Below are 19,248 nucleotides of genomic sequence, written 5' to 3' on the forward strand. Positions count from 1 at the left end.
GACCAGGCACGAGGGCGTCCCCGCACATCCGACACCCTTTTTTCACAACTCCCTTGACCCTTCAATGTAACCGGCGGTAACTTCCTCGAAGGCTACTGTCGCGTAACGAGAAAGCCCTTGCATCCGCCGGGAGTGCGAGGAGGCGTGCGCGGCAGCCGCCGTCCGCGCCAGGACACCGCGCCACTGAAGCCCAACCCGCATTGATCTATGCCCATGGGAGCAGACATGGCCTCGTCCCCGGACCTCTCGTCCGCCGACAACACACCCGAGCACCCTGAAAGCGATTCCCCAGCGGGAGCGTCCGCCGCCCCGGGGGCCCCCGCCGCCGGTGGGAGACGGGGCCGGGTGCGTCTGCGCCGGGCCGCGGTCATGGCGGTGCCCGCCACCCTGGTCGCCGCCGGCCTCGCGATCCTGACCTCGGAGGGGGCGCTCGGTGTGCAGTTCGCCATCTCGGGCATGCCGTTCACGGTCACCGCGACCGAACTCGACGGCACCGGGTTCGAGCAGTTCGGCGGGCTCGACAACATGGCGGACGGCAGCCCCAACGCCGGGGACACCGGCGGCCAGGTGCTCGTCGTCACCTCGGCGATCAAGAAGGCCACGCTGACCAGGCTGTGCCAGAGCGTCGACCTCGGCGGCACCAACCTGCTGATCACCGCGGGCGGCGGCCGGCAGAAGGTGAAGGCGACCGACCTCACCACCGACTCGACCGAGCTGTCGGGTGACGCGGCGTTCGACAACATCGAGATCGGCAACGACGCCAGCACGCTGGACAAGGCGAACGCGAAGGGCCCGATCGGCGTCTTCAGCCAGCAGGCCGACACCGTCCACATCGGCAACCTGCGGCAGACCAACTACGCGACCACCGCGGGCGTCTTCAAGCTGCCCGGGCTCAGGCTCCGCTTCAGCGACTCGGGTTGCTGATCCCGTGCCGGGCCGTCCACGTCAGGCGCTGAGGCCCGCCTTCCGGGGATGGCGGGCCCGCCGGCCGTTCTGGGGCGGGCTGCTGCTCGCCCTCGGCGGCGGCGAGATCCTGCTCACCGAGAAGGCCTCGCTGAAGGTCGTGATGCACATCGGCATGCAGGGCCTGGCCGGCTACCTGCTGCCGACGCTGATGGTGCTGCTGGGCCTGCTCATCCTCTTCAACCCGAGCCAGCGCCTCTTCTACTCGATCACCGGCATCCTGGTCACGCTGGGCACCTGGCTCACCTCGAACCTGGGCGGCTTCTTCGTCGGCCTCCTGTTCGGCGCCGTCGGCAGCTGCCTCGCCTTCGGCTGGCTCCCCGACCAGGAGCCCCGGGTGAGCCGCCGAAAGCGCCGCGAGCAGGCACGGGCCGCGTCACAGGGCCCCGCCGGGGGCCCGGCCGAGGGCGTGGGTGCGGGCACCGGTGCCGGAACGGGAGCCGGTGCGGGCGCGGGAGCCGGGGAGACGGCCTGAGGCGGCGGACCGAACCGGCCACCGGACCGCGGCCGACGGGGACCGGGCGTCCGCCCCGGCGCGGTCTCGCCGACCGCCGGAGGCTACGCGTCCGCCCCGGCGCCGACCGCCGTCGGCTCCGCGGGCGAGGCGGTGCCCCGGTCCGGGCCGGCGGTGGTCGCCGTGGCGGCGGCAGAAGCGGTGGCGGCCGGAGAGTCCTTGCCGATCTCCTCCTTCATCGCCTTCGCCTCGCTCTTGAGGATGCGCAGCGACTTGCCCAGGGACCGGGCGGTGTCCGGCAGCTTCCTGGAGCCGAAGAGCACGACGACCACGACGGCGAGGATCAGCAGGTGCCAGGGCTCGAGTCCGTTGCGGAGCATGACCGCACCCTCCCAGTTCTCAGGTTCTTCCCGACGGCCTAGGACTCCGATGCTCCGGGGCGGCTCCATACGCCCGCTGTATCGCGCGGCCGGGGGCCCGGCGGGGCGGTGCGCGGGGCCGGGACGGCGTCGGCCGTCTCCCGCTCGGCGAGCCGGCCGACGAGGAGGCGTACGACGTCCACGACGGCGGCCTGCTCCCCGGGGTCCACGAAGTACACCTGCCGGCGGCCCTCGCGGCGGGAGCGCACGAGGCCGGCGAGCTTGAGTTTGGTCAGGTGCTGGCTGATCGCGGGCAGCGCGCCGCCGACCCGTTCGGCCAGCCCGGTGACGTCGCTCTCGCCGTGGGCCAGCGCCCACACCATGTGCAGCCGGGCGGGTGAGGCGAGCAGTCCGAAGGCCGCGGCCGCCTCGGTGAGCACCTCGGCCGAGGGATCCTGCCGGCCGGTGCGGGGCGTCCCCATCGTCGCCGTCCTCCTGCCGCTCCTCGCTGTACACGCGTCAGGTGTGAACCGTACGTGACCTGTACATGAGCCGTGCGTGCGCCGTGTGTGAATGTGTCCGGGGTTCAGTCTAGGTCGCGGGCGCGTGCCGGGGCCGCGGTGCGAGGGTGCCGTGACGCACACGACGCGGGTGCCCCCGGAAATCCGGGGACACCCGCGTCGTTCGGACCGGCGGAAGCGGCGGTCGTGGCCGCGCCGCTGACGGTCAGTCGAGACCGGCGGACTTCAGCCAGGCCCTGGCGACGTCCAGCGGGTCCTTGTTCTGCGACTGCACCTGGGTGTCCAGGTCCAGCAGGGTCGCCGTGTCCAGCTTGCGGGAGACCGCGTCGAGCGCCGCGACACCCTTCTTGTCGAGGGCGTCCTTGCGGACGAGCGGCTGCACGTTCTCGAAGCCGAAGAGGTTCTTCGGGTCCTGGAGGACGACGAACTTCTCCTTGGCGATGGTCGGGTCCGTGGTGAAGATGTCCGCCACCTGCACGGCGTCCTTCGTCAGCGCCGTCTGGGTGAGCGGACCGCCCGCGTCCAGCGCCTTGAAGGTCTTGAAGTCGAGCCCGTACACGTCCTTCAGGCCGGCCAGGCCCTGTCGCCGGGTCTGGAACTCGGGCGAGGCACCGATGGTCAGGTCCTTCGCGACGGGCTTCAGGTCGGCGATCGAGGACTTCTCGGTGAGGTGGTACTTCTTCGCGGTGCTCGCGTTGACGGTCACCGAGTCCTTGTTCTGCGCCGGCGAGTACATGGGCACCGTCAGCTTCGGGTCCAGCTTCTTCAGGATGGCCGACGTGGTCTCCTCGGCCGACGTCGGTGCCGCCTTCGGGTCGAGGTAGGCCAGCAGCGCGCCGTTGTACTCGGGCAGGACGGAGATGGAGCCGTTCTTGAGCAGGCCGTAAGTGGTCTCGCGGCTGCCGATGTTCGGCTTGTAGGTGACCTTGATGCCCTTGGCCTTGAGGGCCTCGCCGTAGATGTCCGCGAGGAGGATGCTCTCGGCGAAGTTGTTGGAGCCGACGACCACGCCGTCGCCGCTCGCCTTCTTGTCCGAAAGGGGATCGCTGCCCTTGTCGTCGGAGGAGCTACAGCCCGCCAGCAGAGCCGTAGCCGCCGCGAGGGCGACCACCGCCGCGCCTCGGTTCCTCCGGATGGTCCTGCTGATGCGGTTGGTGTGAGTCACCCACTGATCCAATCCAGCCGCTTCTTCATCAGTCAAGTGCCTTCAGATCACCGATTGGCTTCGATCTGCGACCAGTTGGGAGCTTGTTGTAACGGATTCTTGATAAAGGCCGAGCATATTGATGCTTCAAGGAGCAGGTAGTCTCACCGAAGTTGATATCGGTCACAGCGGTGCACGGGGCCCGCTTCCGCCGGAAGGCGTCCCACGAAGGAGGCCCGGTGTCCACGAACGAGGTGGACGCGCCCGCCCGGCGTGCCCCGGTGCGCAGCGGTATAGGGGACTTCACCGACCGCTGGCCCTTCCGTCGCAAGCTCAACCTGCTCGTCGGCATCCCGCTCGCCGTCGTCGCCGTTCTGCTCTGGTACCTCGTCACCGATCTGATGCGGCAGTCGGACAGCGCCGAGTCGGCGGCCCGGACGGTGCGGGACAGCGCCCAGGTCGCCCGGCTCGTGGACCGTCTGGAGGCCGAGCACCAGCAGGCGGTCCTGCTCTCGGCGCGTTACGAGTCCGGCTACTCCGCGCCCTCGCTGTCCGCCTACCGCAGCGCGCAGACCTCGGTGGACGCCCAGGCCAGGCGGGTGCGCACCACCTTCGGCGACCGGCTCACGGACACCGGCTCGCAGGCCCTGAAGGACGTCGACGGCCTGTCCAGCCTGCGCCAGAGCGTGGAACGCGGCTATCTGCCCGCCGACAACATCGACCCCGCCTACACGGACGCGGCCGACGGCCTCATCGACGGTCTGGGGCTCGACCGCGACAGCGACCTCGCCGCCACCTTCACCGGCAACCTGCTCGACTCCCTGCTGCGCGCGGACGCCGCCCACGGCGCCTTCGAGACCAGCGTGTTCTCCGCGACGACCGGGGACACCAACGCGCTGATCGAGTTCACCCACGCGGTCGGCTCCAACGACCTGTACCGCCACCAGAGCGAGCGCTTCGCCCGGTTCGCCACCGAGCGGCAGGCGCGGCAGCTGGCCGGCATGGACCGCTCCCCGGCCCAGCAGAGGATCGCGCAGGCGTACGCGGACCTGCAGATCGATCCCACCAGGCTGGAGGCCGGTTCTCGGGACGAGATCCGGCGGGCGGTGCAGCGCGCGCTGACCGACTACCCGGACTACTCCCACCAGGCCGCGTCCCGGCTGGCGATCACCACCTCGTTGATCGGCCAGATCGCCGACCGCGCCGACGCCGACGCGGACTCCGCCCAGTGGCGGGCCGGATCGCTGCTGTACGGCGCGCTGCTCGGACTCGCGCTGTGGATCGCCTTCGCCGTACTGGTGCGCCGCTCGGTGGTGCGGCCGGTGCAGGCGCTCACCGAGGCCGCGCGCGAGGTCGAGGAGGTGGCGGGCCGCGAGCTGGCCCGGGTCGCCGACGACGACGCCGAGGACGACGGGCCGCCCCGGCTGCGGGACATGCCGGTCACCGCGCGCGACGAGATCGGCGACCTGGCGGAGGCGTTCAACCGGGTGCAGACGACCGCGGCGGCGCTGCTGGCCCGTCAGGTGGTCAGCCGCCGCAACACCGCGGAGATGTTCGGCAACGTCGGCCGCCGGGTGAGCAACCTGACCACCCGCCAGCTCGCGCTGCTGGACTCCGTGGAGCGCGGTGAGACCGACCCGGTGCTGCTGGAGCGGCTGTACTCCATCGACCACATCGCCGTACGCCTGCGCCGCAACGCGGACAGTCTGATGCTGCTGGCCGGCATCCGGGAGACGGCGCTGGCCGGCGAGCCCCTGCCGCTGTCGACCGTGGTGCGGGCCGCGCTCGGGCAGATCGAGGGCTATCCGCGGGTCCGGCTGTACGCGGCGTCGGACGCGATGGTCGAGCCGGACATCATCGGCGACCTCACGCTGATGACGGCCGAACTGCTGGAGAACGCGGTCTCGTTCTCGCCCGAGGGCAACCCGGTGGAGGTGACCGTCCGGTCCGGCCCCGAGGGCGCCCACATCGTCGTCACCGACCACGGCCTCGGTATGAGCGCCGCGCGGCTGGCCGAGGAGAACGCCCGGCTGATCCGCCGCGAGCGGCTGGACCTGGTGCCGACGAAGGTGCTGGGCCTGTTCGTGGTGGGCGCGCTGGCCCGCCGCTGGGAGATCGGCGTCGAGCTGACCCGGACCCCGGGTGGCGGTGTGACGGCGGAGGTGACGCTGCCGGCGTCGCTGCTGCTCACGCTCACTCCGGTGACGGCGGCGCCGCCGTCCCCGGTCGCCGTGGCGCCCGCGCCCGCCGACGCCGCCTCGGGGCCGGTGCCGTCCGGCGGGCCCGGCGAACGGGGCGAACCGGCCGGTGAACTGCCCCGCCGACGCCCGCGCCGGGACGCCGGGGCCACCGACGCGGACATCACCGGCGCGGAGATCACCGACGCGGACGCCACCGGCGTCGGGACGGCTGACGCCGAGGCGGCCGACACGCCCACCGGCACAGGGACCGCGGGCACCGGGACCACCGGCTCAGGGACGGCGGGCGCGGAGACCACCGGCTCAAGGACCGCGGGCACCGGAACCACCGGCACAGGGACCGCGGGCACCGGGACCACCGGCACAGGGACCGCGGGCACCGGAACCACCGGCACAGGGACCGCGGGCACCGGAACCACCGGCGCAGGGACCGCGGGCGCCGGGACCACCGGCACAAGGACCGCGGGCGCGGAGACCACAGGTTCCGGGACCACAGGTTCCGGGACCACCGGTTCCGGGACCGCCGACGCCGAGAGCACCGCCCCTGGGGCCGTCGGCGCCGACGCCCCCGCCTCCGAGGCCACCGCCATGGCCGCCACCCCGGAGGCCGCCCGCCCTGGAGCCGCCGGCACGGCACCGCCCGAGGTGCCCGCCCCCGGCGGCGGCGCCCGCCCCTTGCGCCGCAGGGTGCGCGGGGCCACGCTCCGTACCACCGCCGGGGCGGCGCAGGTCGTGCCGCAGGCCGCCCCGACCCGGGACGCGGAGGCGGAGCGCAGCGAACTGGAGGAGTTCGAGGCGGCGGTGGCCCGCGCCCACAGCGACACCGGCACCCACGCGCGGCCGCCCGCCGCGCACCCCACGCCCCCCGCGCACGACCAGACCCACCTTCCGGAAGGAGCCGAGCAGTGAGCACGTCGACAGGTGACACCCCGACGGACGGCCCCGCGCCCACCGACCTGCAGGCCGCCGCGGCCGACTTCACCTGGCTGCTGAATCGTTTCGCGACGGAGACCGCGGGCGTCGTCGACGCCATCGCCGTCTCCTCCGACGGGCTGCTGATCGCCGTGTCGGAGCTGCGCGAGCGCGCCCACTCCGAGCGGCTCGCCGCGATCGTCTCGGGCATCACCAGCCTGGCCGCCGGGGCCTCCGGCAACTACGGCCTGGGCGGCCTCAACAAGGTCATCATCGATCTGGAGGGCGGCCACGTCATCGTCTCCGCGATCGGCAGCGGCGCGGTCCTCGGGGTGGTCGCCGGCAAGGACGCCAAGCTCGGCAACATCGCCTACGAGATGACGGTGTTCGCCAACCGCGCCGGGGTCGCGCTCAGTCCGCAGCTGGTGCTGGAGCTGAAGAACAGCGTCGGCGCCGCTTCGGCCCGCTGAGGAGGGACGCGTCGCCATGGCGGACGGCACCCGGCTCCCGGGCCACGAACCGGTCGGGCCGGCGTCCGCCGTACGGCCGTTCCTGGTCACCGCGGGCCGGGTGGCGAACCCCGCCTCCGGCCGGGCGCTGCCGCTGGAGACCCAGGTGGTGGCCACCGCCGCCGGTCTCGACGCGCTCGGCCGGCTCTCCTTCGAGCGGCACGACATCGTCGCGGCCTGCCGGCTGCCGCAGTCGGTCGCGGAGGTCGCGGCCCGGCTGCGGCTGCACCTGAACGTGGTCCGGGTCCTGGCCGAGGACCTGCACGAGGCGGGGCAGCTCGCCGTGCACCTGCCCGACGTGGCGGCCGCCCACGACGCCTCCGTCCTGCGCAGGGTTATCGACGGCCTGCGGGCCGTCCCCGACTCCCGAGGGGTACCGAGTGACCATGACTGAACCGCTCACCCCGGTCGCGGCCGCACCCACCGCCGTACGGCCGCCGCTGCCGGTGAAGATGGTGATCGCGGGCGGGTTCGGCGTGGGCAAGACCACCACCGTCGGCTCCATCTCGGAGATCGAGCCGCTGACCACCGAGGCGGCCATCACCGAGGTCGCCGCGGGCGTGGACGACCTCACGCACACCCCCGCCAAGACCACCACCACGGTGGCGATGGACTTCGGGTGCGTCACCATCGACCCGACGCTCAAGCTGTACCTGTTCGGCACGCCCGGGCAGGAGCGGTTCGGGTTCATGTGGGACGACATCGTGGAGGGCGCGGTCGGCGGGCTCGTCGTCGTCGACACCCGCCGTCTGGACGACTGCTACGCGGCCGTCGACTACTTCGAGCACAGGGGCATCCCGTTCGCCGTGGCGGTCAACGCCTTCGACGGGAAGGTCGAGCACTCCCTGGAGGAGGTCCGCTGGGCCCTGGACGTCTCCGAGGGCGTCCCCGTGCTGGTCTTCGACGCCCGGGAGCGCGGCTCGGTGCGGGACGCGCTGCTCGTCGTGCTCGAACAGGCGCTGGCCCGCACCGAAGGCTGAGGCCGCGGCCGTCACGGCCTCGGCCCCTTCCGCCTCAGCCGTCGCCGCCTCAGCCGTTGCGGCGGACCCCCGGCGAGACCGCGATCCGGGACACCGCCCAGAACACGGCGAGGCTCGCCAGGGCCATGGCGGCCACCAGGGTGGCGCCGCCGACGACCTTCTCGTAGTTGCGCTGGTAGAGGCCGTCGATGATGAACCGGCCGAGGCCGCCGAGGCTCACGTACGCGGCGATGGTGGCGGTGGAGACGATCTGGACGGTGGCGGTGAGCAGGCCGCCCAGGATCAGCGGGAGCGCGACCGGCAGCTCCACCTGGAACAGGACCCGGGTCTCGGACATCCCCATGCCCCGCGCCGCGTCCACCGGGGACGGGTCGACCGAGCGGACCGCCTCGTAGGTGGTGACCAGGATCGGCGGTACGGCGAGCACCACCAGCGGGATCATCACCGACGTCATGCCGAATCCGATCCAGATGAACATCAGCACCAGCAGACCGAAGCTGGGCAGCGCCCGGCCCGCGGTGGCGATCAGCGCGAGCACGTTGCCGCCGCGTCCGGTGTGGCCGGTGGCCAGGCCGACGGGCAGGCCGACGGCGGCGGCGATGGCCAGGGCCTCGAGGGTGTAGCCGATGTGCTCGGCGACCCGGGTGGGGATGCCGTCGTAGCCGTGCCAGTGGGCGCCGTCGCTGAAGAACGCCTGGACGAAGTGGAGCACGTTCACCGGGTGGCTCCCTTCCTGGGCATCCAGGGGGTGAGCAGGAAGCGGACGAGGATGAGCACGGCGTCGGCGAGGATGGCCAGGACGGCGGTGGTCAGCACCGAGTTCACGGCCAGTTCGGGCCGGTGGTAGATGTTGGCGTCGTTCAGCAGGTTGCCGAGTGCGCCCTGGTTGCCGATGAGCATGCCGACGCTGACCAGCGAGATGCTGGAGACGGTGGCGACCCGCAGGCCCGCGACGATCGCGGGCACGGCGATGGGCAACTGGACCTGAAGGTACCGGCGCAGCGGTCCAAGGCCCATGGCGGTGGCCGCGGCCAGCGTCTCCTGCGGGACCGAGCGGACGCCGTCCACGATCGCCGGGACCAGCACCACCAGGCTGTACACGGCGAGCGGGATCATCACCGTGGTCTCGGTCTGGCCGGTGTAGTCGATGAGCACGACGAAGAAGGCCAGCGACGGGATGGCGTACAGCACGGTCGTCACGCCGAGCACGGGCGGGTAGAGCCAGCGGAACCGCACGCAGAGCTGGGCCAGCGGCAGCGAGACCAGCAGCCCGGCCAGCACCGGCAGCAGCGCCTCGCGCAGGTGCAGTCCGATCAGTCCGGCGTAGCTGTGCTGGAGGTCGCTCGGGATGTCGAAGAAGCCGCTCATCGCGCGGCCTCGACGCCGGCGCGGTCCGCCACCCGGCCGTGGGCCTCCCGGATCGCCTCGCCGATGACCTGCTGGGACACGACTCCGACGGCACGGCCCTCGCCGTCGACGGCCACCGCCCAGCCGGTCGGCGACAGCACGGCCCCGTCGAGCGCGGTGCGCAGGGAGTCCTTGCCGGGCACGAACGGCCGCCCGTACGGCAGCAGCAGGGCGGGATCGATCTCTCCGGCGGTGAGGTCGTCCGGTGCGCCCCAGCCGAGCGGCTTGCCGTCGTGGTCGGTGACGAGGAGGTAGGGGGCCGGGCCGGGGGCGGCGAGCCGCTTCGCGTCCGCGTCGACGGCGACGACGGGAGCGGTCTGCAGCTCCAGGTCGCCGGACGGGAAGAAGGACAGCCGCCGGATGCCCCGGTCGGCGCCGAGGAAGTCCTCCACGAAGGGGTCGGCGGGCGCGCTGAGCAGTTCGGCGGGCGGCGCGAACTGGGCGAGCCTGCCGCCGGTGCGCAGCACGGCGACCATCGTGCCGAGCTTGATGGCCTCGTCGATGTCGTGGGTGACGAAGACGATCGTCTTGCCCAGCTCGTCCTGGAGCCGCAGCAGTTCGTCCTGGAGGCCCTTGCGGACGACCGGGTCGACGGCGGAGAACGGCTCGTCCATCAGCAGCACCGGCGGGTCGGCGGCGAGCGCCCGGGCCACGCCGACGCGCTGCTGCTGGCCGCCGGAGAGCTGGTAGGGGTACCGCTTGGCGAGCGCGGTGTCGAGACCGACCCGCTCCATCAGCTCCGCGGCCCGCGCCCGGGCCTTCTGCTTGCCCCAGCCGAGCAGGCGGGGCACGGTGGCGATGTTGTCGACGATGGTGCGGTGCTGGAAGAGACCGGCGTTCTGGATCACGTATCCCATGGACCGGCGCAGGGTGTCGACCGGCTGCTGCCGGATGTCGCGGCCGTCGAGGAGGATGCTGCCCTCGGTGGGCTCCACCATCCGGTTGATCATCCGCAGGGTGGTCGTCTTGCCGCAGCCGGAGGGACCGACGAGGACGGTGATGGCGCGGTCGGGTATCTCCAGGGACAGGTGGTCGACGGCCACCGTGCCGTCCGGGTACCGCTTGGTGACTGACTCTATCCGTATCAAAACGCCGCGCGCCCTTCGGTTTTCGGCGAAGACTTGGCCGTTGCCCGGAGAGTCTAGACGCCGTGTGTTTCAGCACGTCGGCGGGGAAGTCCGGGGCGGCCGGGCGTGCCCCGTGCAGGGGCCGTCCGGTCCGGCGAACTCCGTTCAGGATCGCGGCAGATCGTCCGCGCGCAGCATCAGCAGCTCCTGGTGTCCCGGCCGTTCCACCTCCGCCAGGCGTACGGCCATGCGTTCCACCATGTCCTCGAACAGGGTGCGCGCGTCCCGTCCGTTGGCCGGCTCCCCCGCGGCCGCGCGGGCCCGGAAGCGGGCCAGGAGCAGTTCCGTCACTCCGGCGTCCAGTTCGAAGCCGTGCCTCTCCGCCAAGTGCTGTGCGATCCGCACCAGTTCCTGGGGGCCGTACGGCCGGAAGGTCACCGTCCGCGAGAACCGGGAGGCGAGACCGGGGTTGGCGGTCAGGAACTCCGTCATCTCCGCCGGGTAGCCGGCCGCGATCACCACGACGTCGTCGCGGTGGTCCTCCATCAGTTTGGTCAGCTCGTCGATGGCCTCCTGGCCGAAGTCGTGTCCCGATCCGAAGCGGCGGGACAGGCTGTAGGCCTCGTCGATGAAGAGGACGCCGCCGCGGGCGCTGTCGAAGGCGGCCCGGGTCTTGAGCGCGGTGGAGCCGAGGTACTGGCCGACCAGGTCGCTGCGGTGCACCTCGACCAGCCGCCCGTCGGTCAGCACGCCGAGGTCGGCGAGGATCCGGCCGTACAGCCGGCCCACGGTGGTCTTGCCGGTGCCGGGCGGCCCGGAGAAGACGAGGTGGCGGCCGCCGGGCGGTTCGGGCAGGCCGGCCGCGCGGCGCAGTCCCGCCAGCCGGAGCAGGTGGGCCTGGGTGCGGACCTGGTGCTTGGCCTCGGTCAGGCCGATCAGGGCGTCGAGTGCGGCGCGCGGGTCGCCGCCGGTCACGGGTTCCGCCGGGGTCGGCGGCCGTGTGTCGGTGGTCACCGCGGTGCGGTGCACGGTGCCCTCGCCGGACACCGCCGCGCCGTGGCTGCCGGTGATCCTGGTGTCGCTGACGCGGCCGCCGGCCCCGCTCTCGGCATGCAGTCCGTCCGCTCCGCTGCCGGTGAGGGCGCTGTCGCCGACGTCGAAGTGGCTGCTGTTCGCCGCGAGGAGCCCGTGCGCCCCGGCGCCGGTGACGGTGAGGCCACCGGCGGTCAGGGCGGCGCTGTCCATGAGGTGGACGCCGTGCCGGCCGGCACCGTCGACCGTGCAGCCGCGCGCGGTGAGGTCGGCGGTGTCGCGGACGAAGAAGCCGTCGCCGAGGGCGCCCTCGACCCGGACGTCACGGACGGTGAGCCGGGCGGACCCGGTGAGGACGAGCGCGCTGTCACCCAGGCCGCGCAGGACCGCTCCACTGACCTCGCCGGCCGAGCCGGTGTCGGAGGCGTACACCCCGTAGCGGCAGTCCTCGGCGGTCAGCCGGGTGACCTCGACCGTGCCGTCCTGGCACAGCCGTACCGCCGACTCGGTCAGGGCCCGGGCCTCCAGGCGGGCGAGGACGGCGTGGCCGTTCTCCACGACCACGCCCTTGCGGGCGCCGTCGATGCGGCAGCCGTCGAGGCGCAGCCGGCCCCGCTGGTCGACGTGGAGGGCGGCGTTGGAGGCGCGGGTGAAGACGCAGTCCTCCAGCCGGCCCACGCCCTCGTCGGTCACCCGGACGCCGACGGCCCGGCAGCCCTCGAAGACGCAGGCGCGCAGGACGGGGTCGGCGCCGCCGGCGACGATGGCGCCGGCGTTGGCGCCGTTCACCCGGGCGCCGACGACGGTGCCGTGGCCCTGTTCGCGGAAGCCGAGCGCGGTCCCGGCGAGGTCGGTGAACCGGCACTCGCGCACCTCGGCCTCGCCGTGCCGGTCGGCGAGGACGCCGTGTCCGCCGGTCCCGGTGAACACGCAGTCGACGAGGCGGGCGTGGCTGCCGGCGCCGGTGACGTGGACGGCGGCGCCGCGGGTGTCGGCGAAGGAGCAGCCGGCCAGTTCGGCCTGGGCGCCGTCGGCGACGAGGAGGGCGTCCTCCCCCGCCTCGCCGAACCGGGTGCCGTGGAAGACGGCGCGCGCTCCGGCCAGCGTGGCGGGGCCGACGAGGAGTTCGCCCCCCGTGACGGCGATCTCGGTGTCGGGCGCCGCGCTGAGCGCGACGGCTCCGGCGGTCCCGGTCAGCCGGCAGTCGCGCAGCGCGAGCCGGCCGGAGCCGACCGCGACCGCGGCCCTGCCGCGGGCGACGACGGTGAGGCCGGCCAGGACGGCGGTGCCGGTGACGCTCACCGCGGTCTCGGCCGCGCGCTCGACGGTGACGGTGCCCGGCCCGCGGACGGCGCGGATCTCCACGTCGCCCTTGAGGACGAGGGGTTCGGGGTAGCGGCCCGGTTCGACGAGGACGCAGAGGGGGCCGTCGCCGGTGTGGGCGCGCAGCGCCGCCGCGATGCTGCGGTGCCCGCGGGTCGCCGAGCGGGCCACCCGCAGGACGCGGACCTCCCCGGCGGCGGTGCGGGAGGCGGGCGGCGGTTGCGGCGGGTCCGGGGGCGGCGGCACGGGGCCGAGCGCGGGGCCGGTCCAGCGGCGGGCGGCCTCGCTGCCGCGGACCGGCCCGGACACGGGGTAGCCGTAGGTGCCGAGGACGTGGACGAGTTGTTCGGGGTACACGCCGAGCCCGTGGGGTGCGCCGACCGGTCCCGCGAGCACGGGGACGATCTCCAGCGGGCCGCCGGGTACGGTGCGGAAGCAGCCCCGCAGCGGTTCGGTGACCGGCGGCGGTGGCGGGGGCGGCGCGACCCTGACGGTGCCGTCGGGCGCGGCCTGGAAGCCCCGGCGCGACTCCGCGGGGGCGAGGGGGACGAGCAGGATCCAGCGGGGGCGGCGGTCGGCACCCGGACCGGGCGGGGACTCGATGGCCGTGCGGGTGGCCGCGGAGCGGGGCAGGGTCCGGGTGTCCGCCCCGACGCGCAGCCGGAGGCCGCCGGGGTCCAGGTGCAGGACGCACCGCCGGCCGAGCAGCCGGTCGACGGCGGCGGCCAGGGTCAGGACGACGGCGGGGGCGGCGACGGCGGCGCCCAGGTACGGCCAGTGCGGTCCGGCGGCGGGGCGGACGGCGCTGTGCCATCCGTAGCCCCAGCAGCACAGCAGCCATACGGCCACCGACAGCCGGCGGCCCTGGTGCGTGAGGGCGGCGGCGAACGGGGAGCGCAGGCGGCCCGGAATCAGCTGCCCGCCGGCCGGCGCGGTGCCACTCGGTGCGGTGCCGCCAGGTGCCGTGCCGCTCGGCGCGGTGCCGCCCGGTGCGGGTGCCGGGCCTGCGTCCCCAGGGCCGCCCGGTGCGGGTGCCGGATACGCGGGCCCGCCGCCCTGCCCGGGGACGCCCGACGCCGATGCCGGATGCGCGGGCCCGCCGGTCGGCGCGGTGCCGCCCGGTGCGGATGCCGGGCGTGCGGGACCACCGCCCTCCCCGGGAACGTCCGGCGGCAGTCCGGTACGGCGCCAGCGGGGGCCGGCGTGCGCGTCGAGCGCCGCGTCGAGGGCGGCCGGGTCGGCGTCCAGCAGGCGCAGGTCGACGGTGAGCCCGCCCCAGTGCCGGTCCCAGGCGGGCGTCGGCTCGACGAGGCGGAAGAGGAGTCCGGGCCGGCGCCGGGCGGCCGGGGACACCGTGCGCACCAGGAGCAGTTCCGGGAAGCGGTGTCCCGTGCCCAGCAGGCGGCGGTCGGCGGCCGGGACCACGCCGATGTGGTCGATGCCGGACCAGGGCAGCCGCAGCCGGCGCAGCGGGCCGCGCCACTGGAGTCCGTCGGCGTCGGCGACGAGCGCGACCGGCGGCAGGGAGGTGAGCAGCAGGCGCAGGCAGAGCAGGACGAGGACGGCCGCGCCGAGCACGCTCTCGGCCACCACGGGCGCCGGGGCGCCCACCGCGCGGGCGCCGTCGGCGGACAGGGAGCACACCAGCGCGCCGGTCCCGGCGCCGGCGGCGGCCCACAGCCGGTTCCGCACGGTGCGCAGGTCCCGGCGGAAAACCGCGCGGGGCGCGGGAGCGCGCGCGGGGTGCGGGGCGCCGGGCGCGGCGGCCCGTGCGGCGCCTTCCCCGTCCCCGGTACCGAGCAGGACGTCCACCCGTACCCCCGTCCGCTGTGCCGCTGCCGCGGCCCCCGGTGCCCGTCGGGCCGAACCCGGGATCAAGCGTAGAGGATCCGACTACCATGGGTGATGTGTCGTCACTTGAGGAACGGGATGAGCAAGTCGCCCTGTTGTGCGACCAGTTGCCCCGGCTGCGCCGGATGCACCGGGGTCCGGTGGGGGCGGCGAAGCGGCTGGTGATCGACCGCGCCGTGCGGGCCGCCCGGGACGGTGAGCCGGTCGAGGAGTACCTGTCCGCGCTCGGGCTGCTGCGCGCCGGTACGGCTCCGGAGGGGGGCGAGACGGCCGGCCCGGTCGGCTCGGGTGCGCCGGGGACGGTCCGCTCGACGCTGCCGACCGCCGTCGCCGACGACGGCCCGCACGCGGTGCAGGGCGAGCACGTCTGCCCGCGCGGGGTATGCGCCCGCCGTGAACGGCGGTGGGCGGACCGGGAACTGCCGGTGTGCGAGGTGTTCGACCTGGCCCTGCGCTTCGACGCCGAGAGCTGAGCGGCCCGGCATGCTCACCGGGCTGGTCACCGACATGGGCCGACGGCTGGCCGAGCGCTGGGCCGCGGCGCTGGTGCTGCCCGGTCTGGTGTTCACCGCGCTGGCGGCGGCCGGTCTGACGCTCGGCCAACGGCACGCCTTGGACGTAGAGTCGCTGCGCCACCGGCTGCGGGGGCTGACCGCCGGCGGCTCGGGCTCGACCCGTACGGCGGTGCTGCTGCTCGGGGTGCTGGCCGCCTCGTTCACCGCCGCGCTGCTGGCCGACGCGTTGGCGGGACCGTACGAGCGCGCCCTGCGCGGCAGTTGGCCGGGATCGTTGACGCGGTTCGCGGACCGGCTCACCGAGCGGCGGCGGCGCCGGTGGGCGGAGCGCGACGAGGCCTGCCGGGCGGCCGAGGGCACGGACGCGCTCGGCGGCCTGGAGGCGGCGCGCAACGAGGTGGCGCTGGTCCGGCCCGCCTGCCCGACGTGGTTCGGGGACCGGCTGCGAGCCCCGGCGGTCCGCGTCCGCAAGCAGTACCGGCTGGAACTGGCGGACGCCTGGCCCCGCTTGTGGCTGCTGCTGCCGGACTCCACCCGCGCGCCGCTCACCGAGTCCCGGCAGGCGCTGGACGAGGCGCTGCGCCTGGGCGGCTGGGCGGTGCTGTACCTGCTCCTCGGCGCGGTGTGGTGGCCGGCCGCCGTGGCCGGGGCGGTCGCGGCCCTGGTGGCGTGGCGGCGCGGTCGTGAACGGGTGGACGTGTACGCGGAGTTGGTGGAGTCGGCCGTGGACGTGCATCTGCCGGAACTGTTCGAGCGGTTCGACCCGGAGACCCGCCCGGTGCGGGCGAGCGCCGGACCGGCGGTCACGGAGCTGTTCCGCAAGGGAGCCGGACCGCGGCACAGGTGACGGACCCGCCGGGACGCGGGCCCAGGAGGTGCGGAGCATGGGGACGGACGCGGCAGGGGCACAGGAGCCGGCCGGCGCGGACCGGCGGGCCGACCGGGAGCGGCTGCTGGCCGCGGTCCGCACCCGGCTGGACGGGCTCGGCGGCCCGGGCGGCACCACGGCGCTGCACACCGCGGAGGCGCGCGCCGAGACCGACGCCCTGCTGCGGCACCTGGTGGGCACCGGCCCGGACGGCGCCCACGACGTCGACCAGGAAGTGGCGTACACGCTCGGGGTGACGCTGCTGATCCGCGCCGACGACCGGCGCGAGGCGCCCACCGCCGAACAGGAGGCCCGGTACGGGCTGTTGCTGCTCGCGCCGTTCTACTGCCACCTGCCCGGCACCCCGGACGTCCTGCCGCCGCCGCTGCGCGCCGCGCTGGACGAGCTGCTCGGCCCGGGGGGCCGGCGGCCCGAGGAGCCGCGGGCGATCGTCCACGAGCACGCGGCGTCCCTGTCGAACGTGGCGATGCTGCTGCTGGAGCTGGGCATCGTGCTGAGCTGGCCGGCCGCCTGGGAGGCGGCCGCCCGGCTGACCCGGCAGGCCATGCCCTGCCTCGCGCCGGAAGGGCCCGACCGGGCGCTGGCCGGCTGCAACCTCGGCTACGCCCTGCTGCTGGGCGCCGGCGGCGCCGGGGCCGATCCGGAGCGGCTGGCCGAGGCCGTGGACGTCCTGCGCACGGCGCTCGCGGACACTCCGGACGACCATCCCAACCGCGCCCGCTGCGCCAACGGCCTCGGGCTCGCGCTGCTGGCCTGGGCGGGCACGCGCGAGGACCGCACCCTGCTCGCGGAGTCGGCCGAGGCGCTGCGCACGGCGACCCGGTGCGCGGGGCCCGCCGACGAGAACGTGGCCCAGATGCACTCCGACCTCGGGTACGTCCTGACGGCGTACGCCCTCAGCGCCGGGGCGGGCGAGGAGGTGGGGCCGCGGGTGCGGGAGGAGGCCGTCGGCGCGCTGCGGCGCTCCCTCGCACTCACCCCGGCGCAGGAGACGGACCTGCTCCGCGACCGCCTCGGCCGGCTCGCCGAGGCCGTCCTGCTCGGCGTGGCCCCGGGCGACCGCGGCCGGTCCGCCGGACCGGCCGCGGAAGCCGTCGAGGTGCTGGGCCGGCTGCTCGGCCTGACCCCCGCCGGCCACCCCGGGCGGGCGGACGTCCTGCTGCGGCTGGCGGACGCGCTGGTCTCCGCGCAGCGGCCGCAGGAGGCCATCGACCTGCTGGCCGGGGCCGACGCGGACTTCGCCGGGGACACCGAGCGGACCGCGCGGGCCGGGCGGCTGATGCGCCGGGCCGCGGTGCTGAAGGGCGAGCTGTCCTCCCGGGCGGGCCTCAGCCCCGAGCAGCGGGCCGACTCCGACGCCATCGACGGGCTGATGCGGTCGGCGCTGTCCGGCGAGGGGGACGGCCACCCCATCGCCGCGGTGATGCGCCTGCTCGGCATGGGCGAGCCCGGCGGCGGCAGCCGCGGCCAGGAACTGATGGACTTCGGCACCCTGCTGCTCGGCTACCCCGAGGAGGTCTCGCTCGACGACGTGATGACCAGGGCGGTGGAGATGGAGCTGCGGCGCGTCTCCAGGCTGCCCGAGGGCGAGCGCGCGCAGGCTCTTGCGGACCTGATGACGGGCGGCGGCGCCGACCGGGAACCGCCGCCACCGCAGCAGCCGGTGGACACCGCCCCGCTCGACGAACTCCAGGAGGTCCACGAGCGGTTGCTGCCCCGTCTCGCGCCGGGCTCCCCCGAGTACCGCGTGGCGAAGGAGGGGCAGGCCATGCTGGCCCTGCTCCGGGTCATGCACGACCCCGGCCCCGACGAGGAGCGGCTCGCCCGGATGCGGGCCTCCCTGCCGCTGCTGCGCGGGATGATCGAGGACCTGCCCACGCGTCTGCGGGAGATGGGGCTGACACCGGAACTCTTCGGCGGCTACACGGCGTTGGCGTTCGCGTTCGAGTCGCCCTTCGACCAGTTGCGGTACCTGGAGGGCGGGGTGCGGGCCGCCCGCCGCAGGCTCTCCGGACTGGCCCCGGGCAGCCGGGAGCACGTCGAGACCCGGACCTCCCTGGCCTTCTCCCTCTTCATCCGGTACATGCTGTGGTCCGAGGAAACCGACTTCACCGAGGCGGTGGACATCGCCCGCGAGCTGACCGCGACGCCCGAACCGGACCTGCGCACGGTGATGCTGCTGGCGCAGTGGACCTCGGCGGTCAACTCCCGGCTGCGCAACGTGGGGTTGCTGGACGGTGAAGGGACCGCGCCGGCCGGGCGGCCGGCCGGCGCGGTCACCCGGCTGGCCTCGGACCAGGCCGCCAAGGCCCTCGACGACCGCGACCCGGTGGCGGCGCTGGAGAGCCTGGAGGACGGCCGGGCCCATCTGCTGTCCACCGCGCTCAACGCCCGGCGTGAACTCTCCGGTCTGCGCGGCGCCGACGCCGAGCTGCACGACCGGCTGCGGACCGCGCTGGACCGGCTGCACTCCCTGCGCCTGCGCGCGGAGCCGGGCCGCTGGCCCGGTGAGGAGGAGGTGGCCGCCTACCGGACCGCGCAGGAGGAGGCGGCCCGGGTGATCACCGAACTCCAGGGGCGGCCGGGCTTCCAGCGGTTTCTCACCCCGCTGCCGCTCGGCCTGGACGACCTGCTGCCGGCGGCCGCCGAGGGGCCCGTGGTCAGCGTCAACGTCCATCCGCGCCGCTGTGACGCGCTCGTGCTCGGCGCCGACGGGCTGCGCACGGTGCGGCTGCCCCGGCTGTACGCCTCCGACCTCGTGGCGCAGGCCGAGTCGTTCCGGCTGGCCGTCGAGGTGCTGACCGCGGGGCCGCGCGACCCCCTGCACCACGAGGCGCGAGAGGTCTTCACCGGCACCTTGGCCTGGCTGTGGGACGTCCTGGCCGAACCCGTCCTGGACAGCCTGGGGCTGACCGGCCCGCCCGAACCGGGTGCGCCCTGGCCGCGCCTGTGGTGGTCGCCGTCCGGCGTGCTCAACTCTTTCCCGCTGCACGCCGCCGGGCACCACGGACCCGGCGCGCCGGCGGGCGCGGCGGTCCTCGACCGGGTGGCCTCCTCCTACACGCCGACGCTGCGCGCCCTGCTGTACAGCCGGGCCCGCCGGCGCGCCGCCCCGGGGCGGCGC

General features: G+C 74.7%; 16 protein-coding genes. 9 read left to right on the plus strand and 7 right to left on the minus strand.

All coding sequences use genetic code 11. The features are described 5' to 3' along the window. Positions 1-225 precede the first annotated feature (225 nt). Complete coding sequence (locus tag PV343_RS26790; protein WP_319149530.1) at positions 226-924, plus strand: DUF6230 family protein; 699 nt, start codon at positions 226-228, stop codon at positions 922-924. 4 nt (positions 925-928) lie between these two features. After that, a complete protein-coding gene (locus tag PV343_RS26795) occupies positions 929-1,438 on the plus strand; it encodes a DUF6114 domain-containing protein (RefSeq protein ID WP_319149532.1) in 510 nt (169 codons plus the stop codon). Positions 1,439-1,521: 83 nt separating this feature from the next. Here the strand turns inward: PV343_RS26795 and tatA are convergent, their stop codons facing one another. The 3 genes from tatA to PV343_RS26810 form a co-directional block, all read right to left on the minus strand. Continuing rightward, a complete protein-coding gene (tatA, locus tag PV343_RS26800; RefSeq protein WP_319149533.1) occupies positions 1,522-1,797 on the minus strand; it encodes a Sec-independent protein translocase subunit TatA in 276 nt (91 codons plus the stop codon). Positions 1,798-1,835: 38 nt separating this feature from the next. Then, positions 1,836-2,258 carry an ArsR/SmtB family transcription factor gene (locus PV343_RS26805; protein ID WP_319149534.1) on the minus strand — a complete coding sequence of 141 codons (423 nt, stop codon included), beginning with the start codon at positions 2,256-2,258 and terminating at the stop codon, positions 1,836-1,838. Between the two features lie 244 nt (positions 2,259-2,502). After that, a complete protein-coding gene (locus PV343_RS26810) occupies positions 2,503-3,462 on the minus strand; it encodes an ABC transporter substrate-binding protein (protein WP_319149535.1) in 960 nt (319 codons plus the stop codon). Between the two features lie 218 nt (positions 3,463-3,680). On the opposite strand from PV343_RS26810, the gene PV343_RS26815 reads away from it, so the two are divergent. From PV343_RS26815 to PV343_RS26830, 4 genes are read left to right on the plus strand one after another with little or no spacing between them, the layout of a single operon-like run. Next, a complete protein-coding gene (locus PV343_RS26815) occupies positions 3,681-6,548 on the plus strand; it encodes an ATP-binding protein (RefSeq protein WP_319149536.1) in 2,868 nt (955 codons plus the stop codon). Next, positions 6,545-7,021: a roadblock/LC7 domain-containing protein gene (locus PV343_RS26820; RefSeq protein WP_319149537.1), complete on the plus strand. Its 477-nt coding sequence runs from the start codon at positions 6,545-6,547 to the stop codon at positions 7,019-7,021. The genes PV343_RS26815 and PV343_RS26820 overlap by 4 nt, the downstream gene beginning before the upstream one ends. Before the next feature lie 16 nt (positions 7,022-7,037). Next, positions 7,038-7,454 (plus strand): DUF742 domain-containing protein, encoded by a 417-nt coding sequence (locus PV343_RS26825; RefSeq protein WP_319149538.1) that lies wholly within the window; start codon positions 7,038-7,040, stop codon positions 7,452-7,454. After that, positions 7,441-8,040 carry a GTP-binding protein gene (locus PV343_RS26830; protein WP_387950858.1) on the plus strand — a complete coding sequence of 200 codons (600 nt, stop codon included), beginning with the start codon at positions 7,441-7,443 and terminating at the stop codon, positions 8,038-8,040. Before PV343_RS26825 ends, PV343_RS26830 begins: the two co-directional genes overlap by 14 nt. A 49-nt stretch (positions 8,041-8,089) precedes the next feature. Here the strand turns inward: PV343_RS26830 and PV343_RS26835 are convergent, their stop codons facing one another. The 4 genes from PV343_RS26835 to PV343_RS26850 all read right to left on the minus strand — a co-directional run bounded on the left by PV343_RS26835 (position 8,090) and on the right by PV343_RS26850 (position 14,681). Beyond that, entirely contained in the window at positions 8,090-8,758 is a 669-nt protein-coding gene (locus PV343_RS26835; RefSeq protein WP_319149540.1) for an ABC transporter permease, read from the minus strand. Then, a complete protein-coding gene (locus PV343_RS26840) occupies positions 8,755-9,408 on the minus strand; it encodes an ABC transporter permease (RefSeq protein ID WP_319149541.1) in 654 nt (217 codons plus the stop codon). The genes PV343_RS26835 and PV343_RS26840 overlap by 4 nt, the downstream gene beginning before the upstream one ends. Then, the gene (locus tag PV343_RS26845; protein ID WP_319149542.1) at positions 9,405-10,535 is read right to left on the minus strand and encodes an ABC transporter ATP-binding protein; all 1,131 of its coding nucleotides are present in this window, start codon (positions 10,533-10,535) and stop codon (positions 9,405-9,407) included. Before PV343_RS26845 ends, PV343_RS26840 begins: the two co-directional genes overlap by 4 nt. A 144-nt stretch (positions 10,536-10,679) precedes the next feature. Beyond that, positions 10,680-14,681, minus strand: coding sequence for a right-handed parallel beta-helix repeat-containing protein (locus tag PV343_RS26850; protein ID WP_319149543.1), 4,002 nt, complete (start codon positions 14,679-14,681; stop codon positions 10,680-10,682). A 95-nt stretch (positions 14,682-14,776) separates the two neighbouring features. On the opposite strand from PV343_RS26850, the gene PV343_RS26855 reads away from it, so the two are divergent. The 3 genes from PV343_RS26855 to PV343_RS26865 all read left to right on the plus strand — a co-directional run. Next, on the plus strand, positions 14,777-15,193 hold the full coding sequence (locus PV343_RS26855; RefSeq protein ID WP_319149544.1) for a hypothetical protein: 417 nt from the start codon (positions 14,777-14,779) through the stop codon (positions 15,191-15,193). A 10-nt stretch (positions 15,194-15,203) separates the two neighbouring features. Further along, the gene (locus PV343_RS26860; RefSeq protein WP_319149545.1) at positions 15,204-16,082 is read left to right on the plus strand and encodes a hypothetical protein; all 879 of its coding nucleotides are present in this window, start codon (positions 15,204-15,206) and stop codon (positions 16,080-16,082) included. A gap of 37 nt (positions 16,083-16,119) precedes the next feature. Then, positions 16,120-19,248, plus strand: a 3,129-nt coding sequence (locus tag PV343_RS26865) for a CHAT domain-containing protein (RefSeq protein ID WP_415923515.1), incomplete at its 3' end; no start/stop codon positions are given.

This window comes from Streptomyces sp. WI03-4A (assembly GCF_033792105.1).
In the GTDB taxonomy this organism is placed as follows: domain Bacteria; phylum Actinomycetota; class Actinomycetes; order Streptomycetales; family Streptomycetaceae; genus Streptomyces; species Streptomyces collinus_A.